Origin of the sequence: Pseudonocardia sp. Ae150A_Ps1, assembly GCF_001932315.1 — a bacterium.
Taxonomy (GTDB): Bacteria; Actinomycetota; Actinomycetes; order Mycobacteriales; family Pseudonocardiaceae; genus Pseudonocardia.
In genome coordinates, this window is record NZ_MCIJ01000001.1 from 3642786 (window position 1) to 3657693 (window position 14908).

Annotated in this window: 13 protein-coding genes and 1 pseudogene; 12 read left to right on the forward strand and 2 right to left on the reverse strand. The window is 74.1% G+C overall.

What is annotated here, in order from left to right:
• Positions 1–83 precede the first annotated feature (83 nt).
• The 12 genes and pseudogenes from Ae150APs1_RS17030 to Ae150APs1_RS17085 all read left to right on the forward strand — a co-directional run bounded on the left by Ae150APs1_RS17030 (position 84) and on the right by Ae150APs1_RS17085 (position 12981).
• A complete protein-coding gene (locus Ae150APs1_RS17030) occupies positions 84–632 on the forward strand; it encodes a cupin domain-containing protein (RefSeq protein WP_075298906.1) in 549 nt (182 codons plus the stop codon).
• 85 nt (positions 633–717) lie between these two features.
• Positions 718–1158 (forward strand): hypothetical protein, encoded by a 441-nt coding sequence (locus Ae150APs1_RS17035; RefSeq protein ID WP_010242575.1) that lies wholly within the window; start codon positions 718–720, stop codon positions 1156–1158.
• Positions 1159–1168: 10 nt separating this feature from the next.
• Positions 1169–2047, forward strand: coding sequence for a DNA-formamidopyrimidine glycosylase family protein (locus Ae150APs1_RS17040; protein WP_010242573.1), 879 nt, complete (start codon positions 1169–1171; stop codon positions 2045–2047).
• Positions 2048–3289 carry a histidine kinase gene (locus Ae150APs1_RS17045; RefSeq protein ID WP_010242571.1) on the forward strand — a complete coding sequence of 414 codons (1242 nt, stop codon included), beginning with the start codon at positions 2048–2050 and terminating at the stop codon, positions 3287–3289.
• Positions 3290–3389: 100 nt separating this feature from the next.
• A complete protein-coding gene (locus Ae150APs1_RS17050) occupies positions 3390–4286 on the forward strand; it encodes a S49 family peptidase (protein ID WP_075298908.1) in 897 nt (298 codons plus the stop codon).
• A 171-nt stretch (positions 4287–4457) separates the two neighbouring features.
• A complete protein-coding gene (locus Ae150APs1_RS17055) occupies positions 4458–5324 on the forward strand; it encodes a LytTR family DNA-binding domain-containing protein (RefSeq protein WP_075302217.1) in 867 nt (288 codons plus the stop codon).
• The gene (locus Ae150APs1_RS32865; protein WP_212567220.1) at positions 5321–7216 is read left to right on the forward strand and encodes a hypothetical protein; all 1896 of its coding nucleotides are present in this window, start codon (positions 5321–5323) and stop codon (positions 7214–7216) included. The genes Ae150APs1_RS17055 and Ae150APs1_RS32865 overlap by 4 nt, the downstream gene beginning before the upstream one ends.
• Positions 7213–8970 (forward strand): cation acetate symporter, encoded by a 1758-nt coding sequence (locus Ae150APs1_RS17065; RefSeq protein ID WP_075298910.1) that lies wholly within the window; start codon positions 7213–7215, stop codon positions 8968–8970. Before Ae150APs1_RS32865 ends, Ae150APs1_RS17065 begins: the two co-directional genes overlap by 4 nt.
• Positions 8971–9187: 217 nt before the next feature.
• Complete coding sequence (locus Ae150APs1_RS17070; protein ID WP_060576379.1) at positions 9188–9532, forward strand: DUF485 domain-containing protein; 345 nt, start codon at positions 9188–9190, stop codon at positions 9530–9532.
• Between the two features lie 92 nt (positions 9533–9624).
• Positions 9625–11127 (forward strand): annotated as a pseudogene (locus Ae150APs1_RS17075) (cation acetate symporter); the annotation flags it as partial.
• A gap of 474 nt (positions 11128–11601) precedes the next feature.
• Positions 11602–11931: a rhodanese-like domain-containing protein gene (locus tag Ae150APs1_RS17080; RefSeq protein WP_010232649.1), complete on the forward strand. Its 330-nt coding sequence runs from the start codon at positions 11602–11604 to the stop codon at positions 11929–11931.
• A gap of 141 nt (positions 11932–12072) precedes the next feature.
• A complete protein-coding gene (locus Ae150APs1_RS17085; protein WP_075329490.1) occupies positions 12073–12981 on the forward strand; it encodes a DUF4328 domain-containing protein in 909 nt (302 codons plus the stop codon).
• 606 nt (positions 12982–13587) lie between these two features.
• Here the strand turns inward: Ae150APs1_RS17085 and Ae150APs1_RS17095 are convergent.
• Positions 13588–14016: a hypothetical protein gene (locus tag Ae150APs1_RS17095; RefSeq protein ID WP_010232647.1), complete on the reverse strand. Its 429-nt coding sequence runs from the start codon at positions 14014–14016 to the stop codon at positions 13588–13590.
• 142 nt (positions 14017–14158) lie between these two features.
• On the reverse strand, positions 14159–14887 hold the full coding sequence (locus tag Ae150APs1_RS17100) for a hypothetical protein (protein ID WP_075298916.1): 729 nt from the start codon (positions 14885–14887) through the stop codon (positions 14159–14161).
• Between the last annotated feature and the right edge of the window lie 21 nt (positions 14888–14908).

Below are 14908 nucleotides of genomic sequence, written 5' to 3' on the forward strand. Positions count from 1 at the left end.
TCGTCGTCACCCGGCTGCGGCCGGCGTGGTGACGCGCCACTAGCCTCGCGGGTGATCCGTCTCGCTCCCCGGGAGGACCGTCCGTGCGCATCCGTTCCCTGACCGGCACCGTCCTGCTCGTCCTGATCGGCGCGCTGCTCGCCGGATGCGCGCAGCCCGGCCAGCTCGGCCATCCCGACGACCCCGCCGCCGCTCCCGCCGGGGAGTCCGCACCGGCGCGGGGACCGTCCACCGGTCCCGGCGAGGAGCCGGCCGCGGCGCCCGGTGTCCCCGGGGTCCCGGTCGCCCAGGCCGGGTCCGACGCGCGGGGCGCGCTGGAGCGGCCGATCGAGATCGGCACGCCCGGCCCGTCGGAGCTGCTGGTGCGGACCGAGGTGCTGCAGCCCGGTCAGGCCACCGGATGGATCCGGCACCCCGGCACGGCCGTGTCGGCCGTCCGCTCCGGCACCGTGACGGTGCAGCGGGCCGGCCGCTGCGAGCCGCAGACGTTCGGGGCCGAGCAGGCGTTCTTCCTCGGTGACGGCGAGCCGAACGAGCTCCGCAACGACGGGCCCGAGCCGGTCGTCCTGACCCGCTCCGAGCTGCTGGCGCCCGGCGTCCCCGATCGGGAGTCCACCGAACCGGCCTGCTGACGTCCCGGCGCTCCCGCGCGGACACTCGGTTCTGTCGGTGACCTGTGGGAACATCGACTCGGGTACGGGCAGGGGAGCGGAGACCTTGGCGACGAAGACGGTCATCGCGGCGGACTACCGCGAGTGGCAGGTCCAGCGGCGGATCGAGTGGGCGACGCCCGCTGTGGGCGACGAGTTCGAGCACGACGTGGACGCCGGCAGCGGCGCCGTCGTGCTGATCCTCTCCTCGCTCGCCTTCTTCTGGCTGATGCTGCTGGTCTGGGTCCCGGACAACGTGATCTTCCCGTGGTTCTACTGGCTCGTCGTGGTCGTCGGGCTGGGCTTCTTCCCGGCCCGCTGGCTGCTGCGGCGCCCGTTCACGATCACCGCGAAGACCCAGGGCGGGTACGACCTGCCCCCGGAGAGCTGGACCGGGATGGTCCGGGGGCTCGCGACCGCGCGCGAGGAGACCCGGGTGGTCGTGCGCAGCCTGAAGAACCGGTCCACCCCGGGCCACGCGGACAGCCCGTTGCAGCCGATGAACTAGGAGGCGCGCGGTGCCGGAACTCCCCGAGGTGGAGGCGCTCGCCCACCACCTGCGCGAGCACGCGGTGTACCGCCCGGTGGCGCGGGTGGACGTGGCCTCCATGAGCGCGCTCAAGACGTTCGATCCCGCGGTGTCCGCCCTGGTGGGCCGCGTGGTGACGGGTGCGTCCCGGTACGGCAAGTTCCTGTCGGTCGACTTCGCCGACCGGCCGGACGACGGCGAGCTGCACCTGGTCACCCACCTCTCCCGGGCGGGATGGCTGCGCTGGCACGCCACGGCGGGCGCCACCCCGCCCAAGCCCGGCCGGGGTCCGCTGCAGCTGCGGGTGCACCTCGACGCCGTCGGCGGCCCGGGTTTCGACCTCACCGAGGCCGGAACCCAGAAGCGGCTCGCCGTGTACCTGGTCGACGACCCCGCCCTGGTCCCCGGGATCGCGAAGCTCGGGCCGGACGCGCTCGAGCTGACCCGCCCGGGCCTGGACGAGCTGCTCGACGGCGACACCCGCCGGCTCAAGACGCTGGTGACCGACCAGTCGACGGTCGCCGGGATCGGCAACGCCTACTCCGACGAGATCCTGCACACCGCCCGGTTGTCGCCGTACGCGACGGCCGGCCGGCTGACGACCGAGCAGCGCGACGCGCTGTTCGAGGCCGTGCACGGGGTGCTCGCCGACGCCGTCGGCCGGTCGGTCGGGCAGGGCGCGGCCGAGCTGAAGGGCGAGAAGCGCTCCGGGCTGCGGGTGCACGCCCGCACCGGGCTGCCCTGCCCGGTGTGCGGTGACACCGTCCGGGAGGTCTCCTTCGCGGAGAGATCGTTCCAGTACTGTCCCACCTGTCAGACCGGTGGCAAGCCGCTCGCCGACCGGCGGCTGTCCCGGTTGGTGAGGTAGGTGCGGGTGGAGTCGGGGGTGCTCGCCGTCGTCGACGGCACGACGGTGCTGACGCCGTCGCTGGTGCTGCTGCTGGCGGTCGTCGTGGTCGTCCTCGCGGTCGCGGTGTTCGTCTTCCTCTGGCAGCGCAACCGCCGCAACAACATGGTCTCCCCCCTGGCGAAGGCCACGTTCTCGGCGCTGCACACGGTGGCGCTGGCCGCGCCGGTGCTGCGCGAGGGGCTCTCGGCGCGTTCGGCGTCGCAGGCGTTGCCCTACCTGCGCCAGCTGCTCGAGACGACCGCGATGGCGATGACCGACTCGCGCGGCACGGTCCTGGGCTGGGACGGCAGCGCCGACCAGCACCAGCAGGACGTCCAGACGCTCGCCGACCGGGTGGTCTCCACCGGCCGGATGGAGCTGATGAGCCACACCTCCATCAAGTGCAGCCAGCCCGGCTGCGAGGTCCGCGGCATCGTCGTCGTGCCGCTGGAGAGCGACGGCACCATCATCGGCACGCTGGCCGCGCTCACGCCGGCGACCGCGGGGCCGCCCGTCCTGCGGGCGACCGGCGAGGTCGCCCGGTACGTGTCGAGCCAGCTGGAGCTGGCCGAGCTCGACGACTCGCGGGCCCGGCTGAACCGGGCCGAGGTCCGTGCGCTTCGGGCGCAGATCTCGCCGCACTTCGTCTACAACGCGCTGACCACGATCGCGTCCTTCATCCGGACCGACCCGTCCCGTGCCCGCGAGCTGCTGATCGAGTTCGCCGACTTCACGCGGTACTCGTTCCGTTCCGCCGGCGAGTACACGACGCTGACCGACGAGCTCGACAACATCCAGCGCTACGTGCAGCTGGAGAAGGCCCGGTTCGGCAATCGGCTCAACATCCGGCTGCAGATCGACGACGAGATCAAGAACGTGGTCCTCCCGTTCCTGGCGTTGCAGCCGCTGGTGGAGAACGCGGTCCGGCACGGCCTCTCCGGCAAGCCGAACGGCGGCACCGTCACCATCCGCGCGGAGAACGCCGGGTCCGAGTGCGTGATCGTCGTGGAGGACGACGGGGTCGGCATGGACCCGGCCCGGCTGAACGAGGACCTCGACGACGCCCACCTGTCCGGAGCCCACGTCGGCCTCGGCAACGTCGACGACCGGATGCGGTCGGCGTTCGGCGACAACTTCGGTCTGGTCGTCGACACCAACGTCGGCGCCGGTATGAAGATCACCTTGCGGGTGCCCAAGTTCCGGGCGGGCATCCGGGCCTGACGGCCCCCGGCGCTGCTCCGCACGGGTGGCGGAGCGGCTGCCCACTGTGCCGATCCGGTCACCAGCGGTCACCCAGCGCTCCCGCGTACGGTGGACGGGCATGGACGTCCTGCGCATACCGGCCGCCGTCACCTCCCGGTTGCCCGGCAAGCTCGGTGAGACCGTCGGAGCCGCCGGGGCGCCGGTGGTCTCGGTGGTCCGGCTGCACGGTGTGATCAGCGCCCAGGCCGCACCGGTGCCCCGCCAGGTGCTCAACGCCGCCTCGGTCGAGAAGGTGCTGGAGCGGGCGTTCGCCCCGGAGCGGCTCGCCGCCGTCGCCCTGGTGATCAATTCACCGGGTGGCTCGCCGACCCAGTCCCAGCTGATCGGTGACCGGATCCGCAGCCTGGCCGCGGAGGCCGAGGTGCCGGTACTGGCGTTCTGCGAGGACGTCGCCGCCTCCGGTGGCTACTGGCTCGCCTGCGCCGCCGACGAGATCTACGCCTGCTCCACCTCGATCGTCGGCTCGATCGGTGTCGTCAGTGCCGGGTTCGGGCTCGACGGCCTGATCGACAAGTGGGGCGTGTCCCGCCGGCTGCACACCGCCGGCGGCTCGAAGTCGCGGCTGGACCCGTTCCTGCCGGAGAAGGCCGAGGACGTCGCCTGGCTCACCGGCCTGCAGGAGCAGCTGCACGAGCGGTTCACCGGCTGGGTCCGCGAGCGCCGCGGCGACCGGCTCGCGGGGGACACCGAGCTGTTCGACGGCGAGGTGTGGCTCGGTGAGCGCGCCCGCGAGCTCGGGCTCGTCGACGGCATCGGCACCGTGCACGACGTCCTGGACGAGCGGTTCCCGGACGCCGAGCAGCGCCCGGTCGAGCAGCGCAGGCCGCTGCTCGCCCGGCTCGGGGCCGGTGGTGGCGCGGCCCGGGCTCACTCGTTCGGTGATCCGGCCGACGTCGCGTTCGAACTGCTCTCGGCGGTGGAGACGAAGGCCACCTGGGCCCGCTACGGGCTGTGACCCGGCGCCGGGTGACGCCCTGGAGGGGGCTGCCCGCCGTGTCCGGACGGTCACCGATCCGGTTCGCGCCCTGGCATCCGGCGCCTCGGCGCGTCACCATGGTCGCGGCGCCGGGCGATCATCACCGACGATGGGCTTCCGGTGCAGGCCCGAAAGCAGGATGAGGAGATCGTGGACAGCAACGACACCGCTCGGGGACTCGTCGTGCTTGCGGTGGACGACGAGCAGCCCGCGCTCGAGGAGATGGCCTTCCTGCTGAACGACGAACCGCGGGTCGCGACCGTCCTGAAGGCGGGAGAGTCCACCGAGGCTCTGCGCATCCTGAACGGTCGCCGCGCGGGAGCGCCCGCCGGGGGCCAGTCCGGCCCCGGGGGCGGGACCGACGTCGCCGAGCAGACCGACATCGACGCCGTGTTCCTCGACATCCGCATGCCCGGGCTCGACGGCCTGGAGCTCGCCCGGGTGCTCCAGAACATGGCCGTGCAGCCGGCGATCGTGTTCGTGACGGCGCACGACGACCGCGCCGTCGACGCCTACGACGTCGGTGCCATCGACTACCTGCTCAAGCCGCTGCGCACCGAACGGCTCTCGGCCGCGGTGGACCGCATCCTCGCGACCCGGCGTGCCGGGGCCGTCGAGCCGGTCCGCGAGGAGGGCACCGTCACGGGTGGCGGCGACGACGAGGTGATCCCGGTCGAGCTGGCCGGCACCACGAAGCTCGTCCCACGGTCCGCGGTGCGCTACGTCGAGGCCCAGGGCGACTACGCCCGGCTGCACACCACCGACGGCAGCCACCTCGTCCGGATCCCGCTGTCGGTGCTGGAGGACCGCTGGCGTGATGCCGGATTCGTCCGGATCCACCGCTCGTTCCTGGTGGCGCTGCCGCTGGTCACCGAGCTGCGGCTGGCCGGGTCCGGGTACGTCGTCCGGATCGGGTCCGGCGCGGAGACGGCCGAGCTGCCGGTCAGCCGCCGGCACACCCGTGAGCTGAAGGACCGTCTCGTCCGCGCGACCAAGCAGGCGTGGAGCCAGAGGTGAGCAGGCCCACCGGCGGCGTCCAGCCGTCGGTGCGTCCGAAGCCGGAGCAGGCGTCGGACACCCACGACGGGTCCGCGGACCCCTACGCCGGCGACGACCGCGCCGACGGCGCCGCGCACCCGGCCGGTCCCGGCGGCACGTCGTCCTGGCCGGGGGCCTCCGCCGACGGGCCCACCCCCGCCGACGGCCACCCCCGCGGGGGTGCGCCGGGCGCCGTCCCGCCGCGCCCGCGCAGCCCGGACCTCTCGGCCGGTCACCCGCGCCCCGCCGAGCCCCCGCGCTCCGGCACGACCGGTGGGACACCACGTCCGGCGCCGCCGTACGCCACCGGCGCCGCGGAGCCGTCGCCCACGCCGCACCCCGGCGGGGAACGTCCCACCCCTGCTCCGCGGTCCACCGATGCCGGCGCCGCCGCACCGCACACCCCGCAGGAGACGAGCGACGCACCGGAGCCGTCCGGCCGGTCCGGGCGGCGCGCCCGCCGTGACGACACCGGACCGGACTCCGCGTCCGACCCGGGTAGCGGTTCCGCGTGGTTGCAGCAGGAGATCGCCCGCCGGGTCGCCGGGAGGTCCGGGGAGTCCGGGCGGCACGCCCGGGTCGATCCCGCCCGCGGTCGGGCCACGACACCGCAGGACGAGCCGGGCGACGGAGCGTCCGACGAGGCGGCCGCCCTGCCCCGCGGCTCCGGCGCGACCCGCGCCGCGTCGTCACCCGCCGGCACGGCCGCCGCCGACGACGCCCCCGCCGGTCGCGACGAGCGCGGCGACGATGCGCCCGCACCGTCCGCCGGCCCGCGCCGTCCGTCGGGTCCGCGGCCCCGCTCGACCCGGATGCCCGACCCCTACGCCCCGGAGGGCGTGCGCGACGTCGCCGGGACCCCGCCCACCGGACCGGGCCCGTCCGACAGCGGCAAGCAGTGGCCGCCCGCGGACGGCGGCTCGGGGCTCCCCCGGCGGGTGCCGGGGGCGTCGTCGCCGGTCTGGGACCGGGGCTGGTCGCCCGATCCCGACGCGCTGCACGCCGGTGCCGCCACCGAGAACGGGACGGCCACCGAGGAACATCCGGAGACCCGGCCCGTCCCGACCCGGTGGACCGCGGCGGGGCGGCGCAGCACCCCCGCCCCCGTCGAGCCGACCGACGACGCCGCGGACGGGATCGTCTCGCTCCCCGGCCCGGCGGCCTTCGCCGATCCGGCCGGCGCTCCCGACGACGGGACGCGCGGGGCCCTGCCCGACGACCTCGGGGACCTCGATGATGGCGACGACCTCGACGACGACGACACCGACGACGCAGGCCGTCCGCACCTGCCGGAACACGAGACCGAACGCACCGAGGTCATCTGGCGCGCCCCCGGCCTGGACGCCCCGGTCGCGCCCGCCCCCGCTCCCGACACCGGCGCGACACCGGCCGCTCTGACCGTCTCCTCCCCGGCCCCGTACACCGGCGCCCGGCCGCGCCGCTTCGCCGCCGCACCCACCGACGCCCCGGCCCCCGAGCAGGACGAGGCCGAGCAGTCCGACGAGGGCCCCGGCGCGGGCCGGGTCCGGATCGTGCTCTCCGAGCGCCGCTCGACGGCCCACTCGTCCCGCGGGCTCTCCGACGTGCAGGATCCGGGCGCGGTCGGCACCCTCCTGCGCAACTCGCTGGTCCGCACCCAGCTGCTGCTGACGCTGCGGGTCAGCCTGGTCGCACTGTTCGGGATCGGGATGCTCCCGGCACTGTTCATGGCCGTGCCGGCGCTGGGCGGGATATCGGTCCTCGGCATCCGGCTCCCGTGGTTGCTGCTCGGCGTGCTCGTCTACCCGTTCCTGCTGGGCCTGGGCTGGTGGTATGTCCGGTCCGCCGAGACAGCCGAGCAGGAGTTCGCCGAGGACGTGGCCGATCGATGACCGTGACCGCCGTCGTCTCCCTGATCGCGATCGTCCTGGTCGCGGTGGTGTCCGGAGTGATCGGGTCGATCGCGCACCGCACCCGGCTCACCTCGGACTTCCTCGTCGCCTCGCGGTCGGTGCCGTCCCGGCTCAACGCCGGTGCGATCTCCGGCGAGTACCTGTCCTCGGCGTCGTTCCTCGGCATCGCCGGGCTGATCCTGCTCCAGGGTGTCGACGCCCTCTGGTACGCCGTCGGGTACACCGCCGGCTACCTGTTCCTGCTGCTGTTCGTCGCGGCCCCGCTGCGCCGGTCCGGGGCCTACACGGTCCCGGACTTCGCCGACGCCCGGCTCGCCTCGCCCGCGCTGCGCCGGGTGTGCACGAGCGTCGTCATCGTCATCTGCTGGCTCTACCTGCTGCCGCAGATCCAGGGCGCCGGACTGACGCTCGGGATCGTCACCGGGTTGCCGGACTGGATCGGTGCCGCCGCCGCGGGCGTGATCGTGCTGGCCACGGTGGCGCTGGGCGGCATGCGGTCGGTGACGTTCGTGCAGGCCTTCCAGTACTGGTTCAAGCTCACCGCCCTGGCCGTCCCGGTGGTCATCGGGCTGGCCGTCTGGTTCGGCGACTCGCACACCTTCGCCCGTGACGAGCCGCCCGAGTTCCGTGAGCCGACGACGGTCTCGGTGACCACCCCGGTCACCCTCGACGTCCGGCTCTCGGTCGACGTGACCGCCCGCGGCACCGTCGACGGGCAGCCGGTCGACGGCCCGCTCCGCTGGGTCGCCGGTTCCTCCCACGAGGTCGCCCCCGGCACCGAGCTCGACTTCGCCGCGGGGGAGCCGGTGCCGGTGACCAGCGGTTCCCCGTCCGACGACGAGAGCTGGCTGCGCCCCTTCGGCGGCGGCGAGCAGCACCAGCTGCTCGCCACGTACTCGCTGATCCTCGCGACGTTCCTGGGCACGATGGGCCTGCCCCACGTGCTCGGCCGCTTCTACACGAACTCCGACGGCCGCGCGGCCCGGCGCAGCGCCGTCCTCGTCATCGCGATGCTCGGTGGCTTCTACCTGCTGGTGACGCTGATGGGCGTGCTGTCCCGGGTGTACACGCCGCAGCTGCTGGTCACCGGCCGCACCGACGCGGCCGTCCTGCTGCTGCCGTCGGCGATCCTGGGCAGCGGTGTGCTCGGGATCCTGGTGGGCGGGTTGGTGGCGGCCGGGGCGTGGGCGGCGTTCCTGTCCACGGCGTCCGGGCTCCTGGTGAGCCTGGCCAGCGTCATCTCCACCGACGTCCTCGCCGGGCGCGGCAAGATGACCCGGCGCTTCCCGCTGGCCACGGTGCTGGCCGGGATCGTGCCGACGGTCGTCGCGCTGGTCCCGACCGGGCTCAACTTCGCCGAGGCCGTGGCGCTGGTGTTCGCGGTGGCGGCGTCGACGTTCTGCCCGCTGCTGATCCTGGGGATCTGGTGGCGCGGGCTCACCGACATCGGGGCGATCGCGGGCGTCGTCGTCGGCGGGGTCGCCTCGGCCGGTGCGGTGATCGCTGCCCTGGCCGGGCTGGACGCGTTCCTCCCGGGTGGCTCGGGCGGCTGGGCCGGTGTGCTGCTGTACCGGCCGGCGATCGTCAGCGCGCCGCTGGCCTTCCTGACCATGGTCGTGGTGTCGGAGCTGACCCGGTCGCGGCGCCCCGCGGACGCCGGTCAGGTACTGCTGCGCCTGCACGCTCCCGAACGTCTGGGGCTGATGCGTGATCGTTTGGATGACCGCACCTGAAGGGATACTCCGAACGGCTGACGCTGCGTAGCCGGAAGAGGCCACGTGTTGGGCCGGATCGGGGGACTTCGACGGTGTGCCGCGCAACGACGTTCCCCGCGCCGTGAGCTCGTCGTTGGGCAGGTGAAGTGTGTCCCCGAGGGGACGGCGTGGTCCCCACCGCGCCGGCCCCGGCTCCCCGCCTCCCCGTGATGTGAAAGGACCGGTGAACGGCGCCATGAGCAGCCCCGCTGAGCGCTCGACCGGCACGATCTACCAGCAGGTCCAGGCCAGCCCGGAGTTCCGTGCGTTCCGCGGTCGGCTCCGCCGCTACGTGTTCCCGATGACGGCGATCTTCCTCGCCTGGTACCTCGTCTACATCGGCCTCGCCGGCTATGCCCCCGAGTTCATGTCCATCCGCGTCACCGGGACGATCACCGTCGGCCTGCTGATCGGGCTCGGGCAGTTCGTCAGCACGTTCCTGATCACGACGCTGTACGTGCGGTTCGCGGAGCGCGAGATCGACGGCCCGGCCGCCGAGCTGCGGGCCCGCGTCGAGCAGGGCGGGGAGGTGCGGGCATGACGGCGACGACGCAGGTCCTCGCGCAGGCCGAGTCGGTCGGGTCGGTCACCGCGAACCTCGGGTTCTTCCTGCTGTTCGTGATCGTGACGCTGATGATCGTGCTGCGGGTCAGCCGCACCAACGCGACCCGGGCCGACTACTACACCGGCGGGCACGCGTTCACCGGCCCGCAGAACGGCACCGCGATCGCGGGCGACTTCCTGTCCGCCGCGTCGTTCCTGGGCATCGCGGGCGCGATCGCCCTCTACGGCTACGACGGGTTCCTCTACTCGATCGGCTTCCTGGTCGGCTGGCTGATGGCCCTGCTGCTGGTCGCCGAGCTGCTGCGGAACACCGGCCGGTTCACGATGGGCGACGTCCTGGCGTTCCGGATGCGTCAGCGCCCGGTCCGCGCGGCCGCCGCGACCTCGACGCTGGTCGTCTCGCTCTTCTACCTGATCGCCCAGATGGCGGGTGCCGGCGGCCTGATCTCGCTGCTGCTGCAGATCCCGAAGGACGACTCGTTCTCGCAGGCGCTGGTGATCATCGTCGTCGGCGGGCTGATGGTCGTCTACGTGCTGTTCGGCGGCATGAAGGGCACCACCTGGGTACAGATCATCAAGGCCGGCCTGCTGCTCACCGGCGCGGCCGTGATGACCACCTGGGTGCTGGGCCGGTACGGGTTCGACCTGTCCACCGTGATGGAGCGGGCGACCGAGAACTCCGACCGCGGTGAGGCCCTGCTCAACCCGGGCCTGCAGTACACGAACAAGGTCGACTTCATCTCGCTGGGCCTCGCCCTGGTGCTGGGCACCGCGGGCCTGCCGCACATCCTGATGCGGTTCTACACCGTGCCGTCGGCCAAGGAGGCCCGCCGCTCGGTGGTCTGGGCGATCTGGCTGATCGGCATCTTCTACCTGTTCACGCTGGTGCTCGGGTACGGTGCGACGGCCCTGCTGCCGCCGGGGACGATCACCCGCGCGAACCAGAACGACGCCGCGCCGCTGCTCGCGTACGCGCTGGGCGGCGAGATCATGCTCGGCCTGATCTCGGCGGTCGCGTTCGCGACGATCCTCGCGGTCGTCGCCGGCCTGACGATCACCGCGTCGGCGTCGTTCGCGCACGACGTGTACGCCAACGTCCTGCGCCGCGGGCAGGCCTCGCCGGACTCCGAGGTGAAGGTCGCCCGCACGACGGCGCTGGTCATCGGGCTCGTCGCGATCGCGGGCGGGATCGTCGCGAACGGCCAGAACGTCGCCTTCCTGGTGGCGCTGGCGTTCGCGGTGGCCGCGTCGGCGAACCTGCCGACGATCCTGTTCTCGCTGTTCTGGAAGCGGTTCAACACGACCGGCGCGCTGTGCAGCATCTACGGCGGTGTCGTGATCTGCGTCGGGCTGATCCTGGTCTCGCCCGCGGTCTCCGGGTCGCCGACCTCGATGATCCCGGGCGCCGACTTCGCGATCTTCCCGCTGTCGAACCCGGGCCTGGTGTCGATCCCCGCGTCGTTCCTGCTGGGCGTCATCGGGACCGTGCTCGGTGGCCGCGAGCGGTTCAACGCCGCCCGCTACGCCGAGATGGAGGTCCGCTCGCTGACCGGTGCCGGTGCGGTCCGGTCCACCGCACCGCCCAAGGAGGAGCCGCGGCCCACCGCCGTGCCGGCCTCCGAGCTGGCCGACCGGGCCGGCCACCGGCCGGTGCAGGACCGGTCGGCACAGGCACCGCGGCCCCCGCGCGACGGCCGTGACGGCCGCAACGGCGGCGAGCCGGGCATGCGGTCGCGGACCAGCAGCCAGGCGGGCGATCTGTTCGGCAACACCGGCCTGACCGGGACCCAGCCCGCGGTCGGCCCGTCCGGCCGGCCCGGGTGGCAGGGCGGGCAGGGGACCGGTGGGCACCGGCCGGTGCACGCCACCGGCGGGTACCGCCAGGTGCCGCCGGTGGACCCGAACGAAGTGACGATCCCGCACGGATCGCTCTACCGCGACGACCGGCGGAACTGACCCGTCGTCCGACGCGCCGGTCCGGGACCCCCGGGCCGGCGCGTCCGTCTCTCACCGGGTGTTGACGGTGGTGCGTGGCAGGATGGCGCCATGTCCGACCAGGTGCCCACCGTGAGCGTGTCCGACGTGCCCGCCGACGCCCCGTTGCTGGACGTCCGCGAGCTCGACGAGTGGACCGCAGGCCATGCCCCGGCCGCCCGTCACCTGCCGATGTCGGAGCTGGCCGGCCGGATGGGCGAGGTGCCCACCGACGACCCGCTCTTCGTCGTGTGCCGCTCCGGCGGCCGCTCCGGGCGGGTCGTCGCCTACCTCGCCCAGCAGGGCTTCCCCGCGGTGAACGTGGCCGGCGGGATGCAGGACTGGGCGGCCTCGGGTCGCGACGTGATCACCGACGACGGCAGCGCCCCCCGGATCGCCTGAGCCGTGTCCGTACCCGGGCGGATCCCGCCGCAGACCGGTGGCCGCGTACCGCCGCCGTGCCCGCGGTGCGGCCGGACGGCTCCGCCCGGCAGTGGTGCCTTCTGCCCGTGGTGCGGCCGGTACCTGGCGGCGCTGGACTGGGTGGCGACCGTGCCGGGCACCGTGTCCGATCCGGCGCCGGCGTCCGGCGGCACCGACCGCTACGCCGGTCCGCCCCGCTACCGGTCGGTGCCGGGATGGGGTCTGCCGGTCGGGCCGTGGCGGCGGCCCGTGTCGCCGGGCGACGGTCCGGCCCAGCCGATCGACCGGGCCCGGTGGCTGGCCGGCCAGCTGATCCCGGTGCTGTGGGTGCTCGTCGTCGTGAGCGCGATCGCCGCGGTCGCGGAGGCGTGGCGGTACGGCCTGTTGCTGGTCAGCCGGTCCGACGCGCTGTCCCCGGTCGCCGTCGGCTGGTCCGACGCGATGGTCTGGTTCGGCGGCTGGTCCTCGGTGGCGGCGGTGATCGCGGCCGGTGTGCTGACCGTGTCCTGGAGCCTGTGGGCCTATCGCGCGGCGGCCGACAGGTCGGGGACGCGGGCCTGGCGCAGCCGTCGGTGGATCGTGGCCGGCTGGGTCGTGCCGGGCTGGAACCTCGCCGCTCCCGGATCCCTGCTGGCGGAGACCGAGCACGCGGCGCTCGGGCTGGAGCCGCAGCGCCGGCCCTCGCCGTCGCGGGAGCTGCTCGTGTGGTGGGGGCTCTGGATCGCGTCGCTGCTGCTCGCGACGGTCGCGCTGGTCTGGCGCTTCCGGTCGGGCACGCAGGCGCTGGCCGACGGGGTCGTGCTGCACGTGTGGGCGAACGCGGTCGCCGCGGTCACCGCGTACCGGACGATCCGCGTCGTCCGGTGGATCACCGGTCTGCTGGAGCCGGATCCACAGGGTCCGCGGGAGCTGCTGGTACGGGCGGTTCCGGGCGCGGCGCCGGGAGCATCGCCGACAGCGGCGCCACCCGCAGCGGAGCGGCCGGACCCGACACCACCGGAGCCGGCGGAGGCGCCTGCAGCTCGGTGACGGGCCGGTGCGGCGCGGTCGTCTCCACGGCCGCTTCGTCGACCGGTCCCGAGCTCACAGGGCCGGGGTGCACCGGATCGGCCGGAGCGCCGTCCGGCCGGGCCACCGACCACGCCGTCGAACCGGGCCGGACCGCGACCGAGGGTCCCGCGGTCAGCGCCGCCTCGGACACCGACCGCAGCTGCCTGCGGACCTTGGCCACCACCCGGTCCGGGCCACGCACGACCACGGACAGCGCGAGCAACCCGCCGTGCGGGTCCGCGACGGTGTGCAGCACGTGCCGGTCCGGGCCCGCCTCCAGGACGAGCCCGAGCACCCCACCCGAGCCGGGCGACAGCGCGAGCCCGATCCGGACCAGCTCGGCGTGTGCGGCGCCGCGCACCTCGTCCCGGTGGTCGTGCTCGGCGGCCCGGCCGTTGCCGAACCGCCCGGCCGCGGTGTCCGGGCCGCAGACGTCGAGCACCATGCCGCTGTCGACGTCGATCAGCGCGGCGGACCGGATCCTGGGGTCGCCGAGGAGCGGTCCGAGCACGGCGGCGAGGCCGTCGGTCCGGACCGCCACGGCATGCCGGTGACGTCCCATGCGGGTAGGCGGCTCCGCGCCGGTCAGCGCTGCTGCGCGGGGAAGTAGGTCTGGCCCTGCGCCTGCGGGGCGGACTGCGGGGACGCCATCGCGAACTGCTGCTCGATGACCCGCAGGTCGCGCCGGGCCATCGCCAGGTTCGCCTGTGCGCGGTTGAGGACGAGGTAGAAGAACAGCTGCTCGTCGGTGCCGCGGATGATCCGGATCAGGTGGTACTGGGTGTCCAGCGTGATCAGGATGTCCTCGATGGTCTCGCGCAGGCCGAGCTTCTGCATGACCTCGAGCTTCGTGCGGACGACCTCCGAGTTGCCGGGGGCCGCGACGTCGAGGTCGAACTCGGGGCTGCCGCCGCGGGAGCCGAGCGTCATGCCGCTGTCGAAGTCGACGATCGCGACCGCGAAGGCGCCCTTGATGTTGGCGGCCATGTCCAGCGAACGATCGATGTTGTTCATTACAGTTGCCTCCGCACGGCACAGAGCGCCGCGTTCGAGTTCGAGGGAGCCGACTCCTACGGCCATTCCTGCGGGGGGCCGGAACGGATCTTCGTCGATTTCACCGTGGAGAACGACAACGATAACCCTGAATTCCCGACCGTCAACCGTCCGTCGTGGGCGATCGATCCAGCCGGCGCAGGCCGGCCAGGATCCGGGCCATCGTGCGGAGATCGTCGGCCCATCCGCCACCCGGTCCGTCCGGCGGTCCGGACGGGACGGCGGCGGGCTCGTCGGCGGCCGCCGGCCCGGCGGTGCGGGGCGCCGGCGCGAGTGCCGCGGGCGGGGTCCCCGAGCCGCCGGCCGGACCGGGCTCCCGGCGCGGGAGCGGGATCACCGGTCGCGGGGTCCGCTCCACCGCGGGGGCCGCGGCCTGCTCCGGCACGACGACGGCCGGGAGCCGGGGCATCGTGGACGCGGTCGCGTCCGGGTGGTCCGTCGCGGGAGGGGCCGGCTCCAGGATCGACGTATTCGCAGGTGGAGACGGGTCTGCCGGAAGGGCCAGCAGCGCCCGGCGGGCGAGCGCGAGGTTGCCGCGCACCCGGTCGACCCTGAGGTAGGCGAGCAGCGCCGTGCCGTCCCGGGGCAGCACACGGACGAGGTGGTACGCCTCGCCGGTGGTGATCACCGCGTCCTCGAAGGCTGGTCCGGTGCGCCCGGCCTCGGCCGATCCCCAGCCGAGCACCGCAGCGACGTCGTCCGGCACGGCGCCTGCCGGATCGTCGCTCCCCGCCGGCGGGTGCCCACCGTCCGGCTCCGGGTCGTGCCCGGTCGTTCCGTGCGCCGCGACGACGGTCCCGGCGACCGGATCGGCCAGGCACGCATAGCGCACGCCGGGAGCGTCCCATGCGCC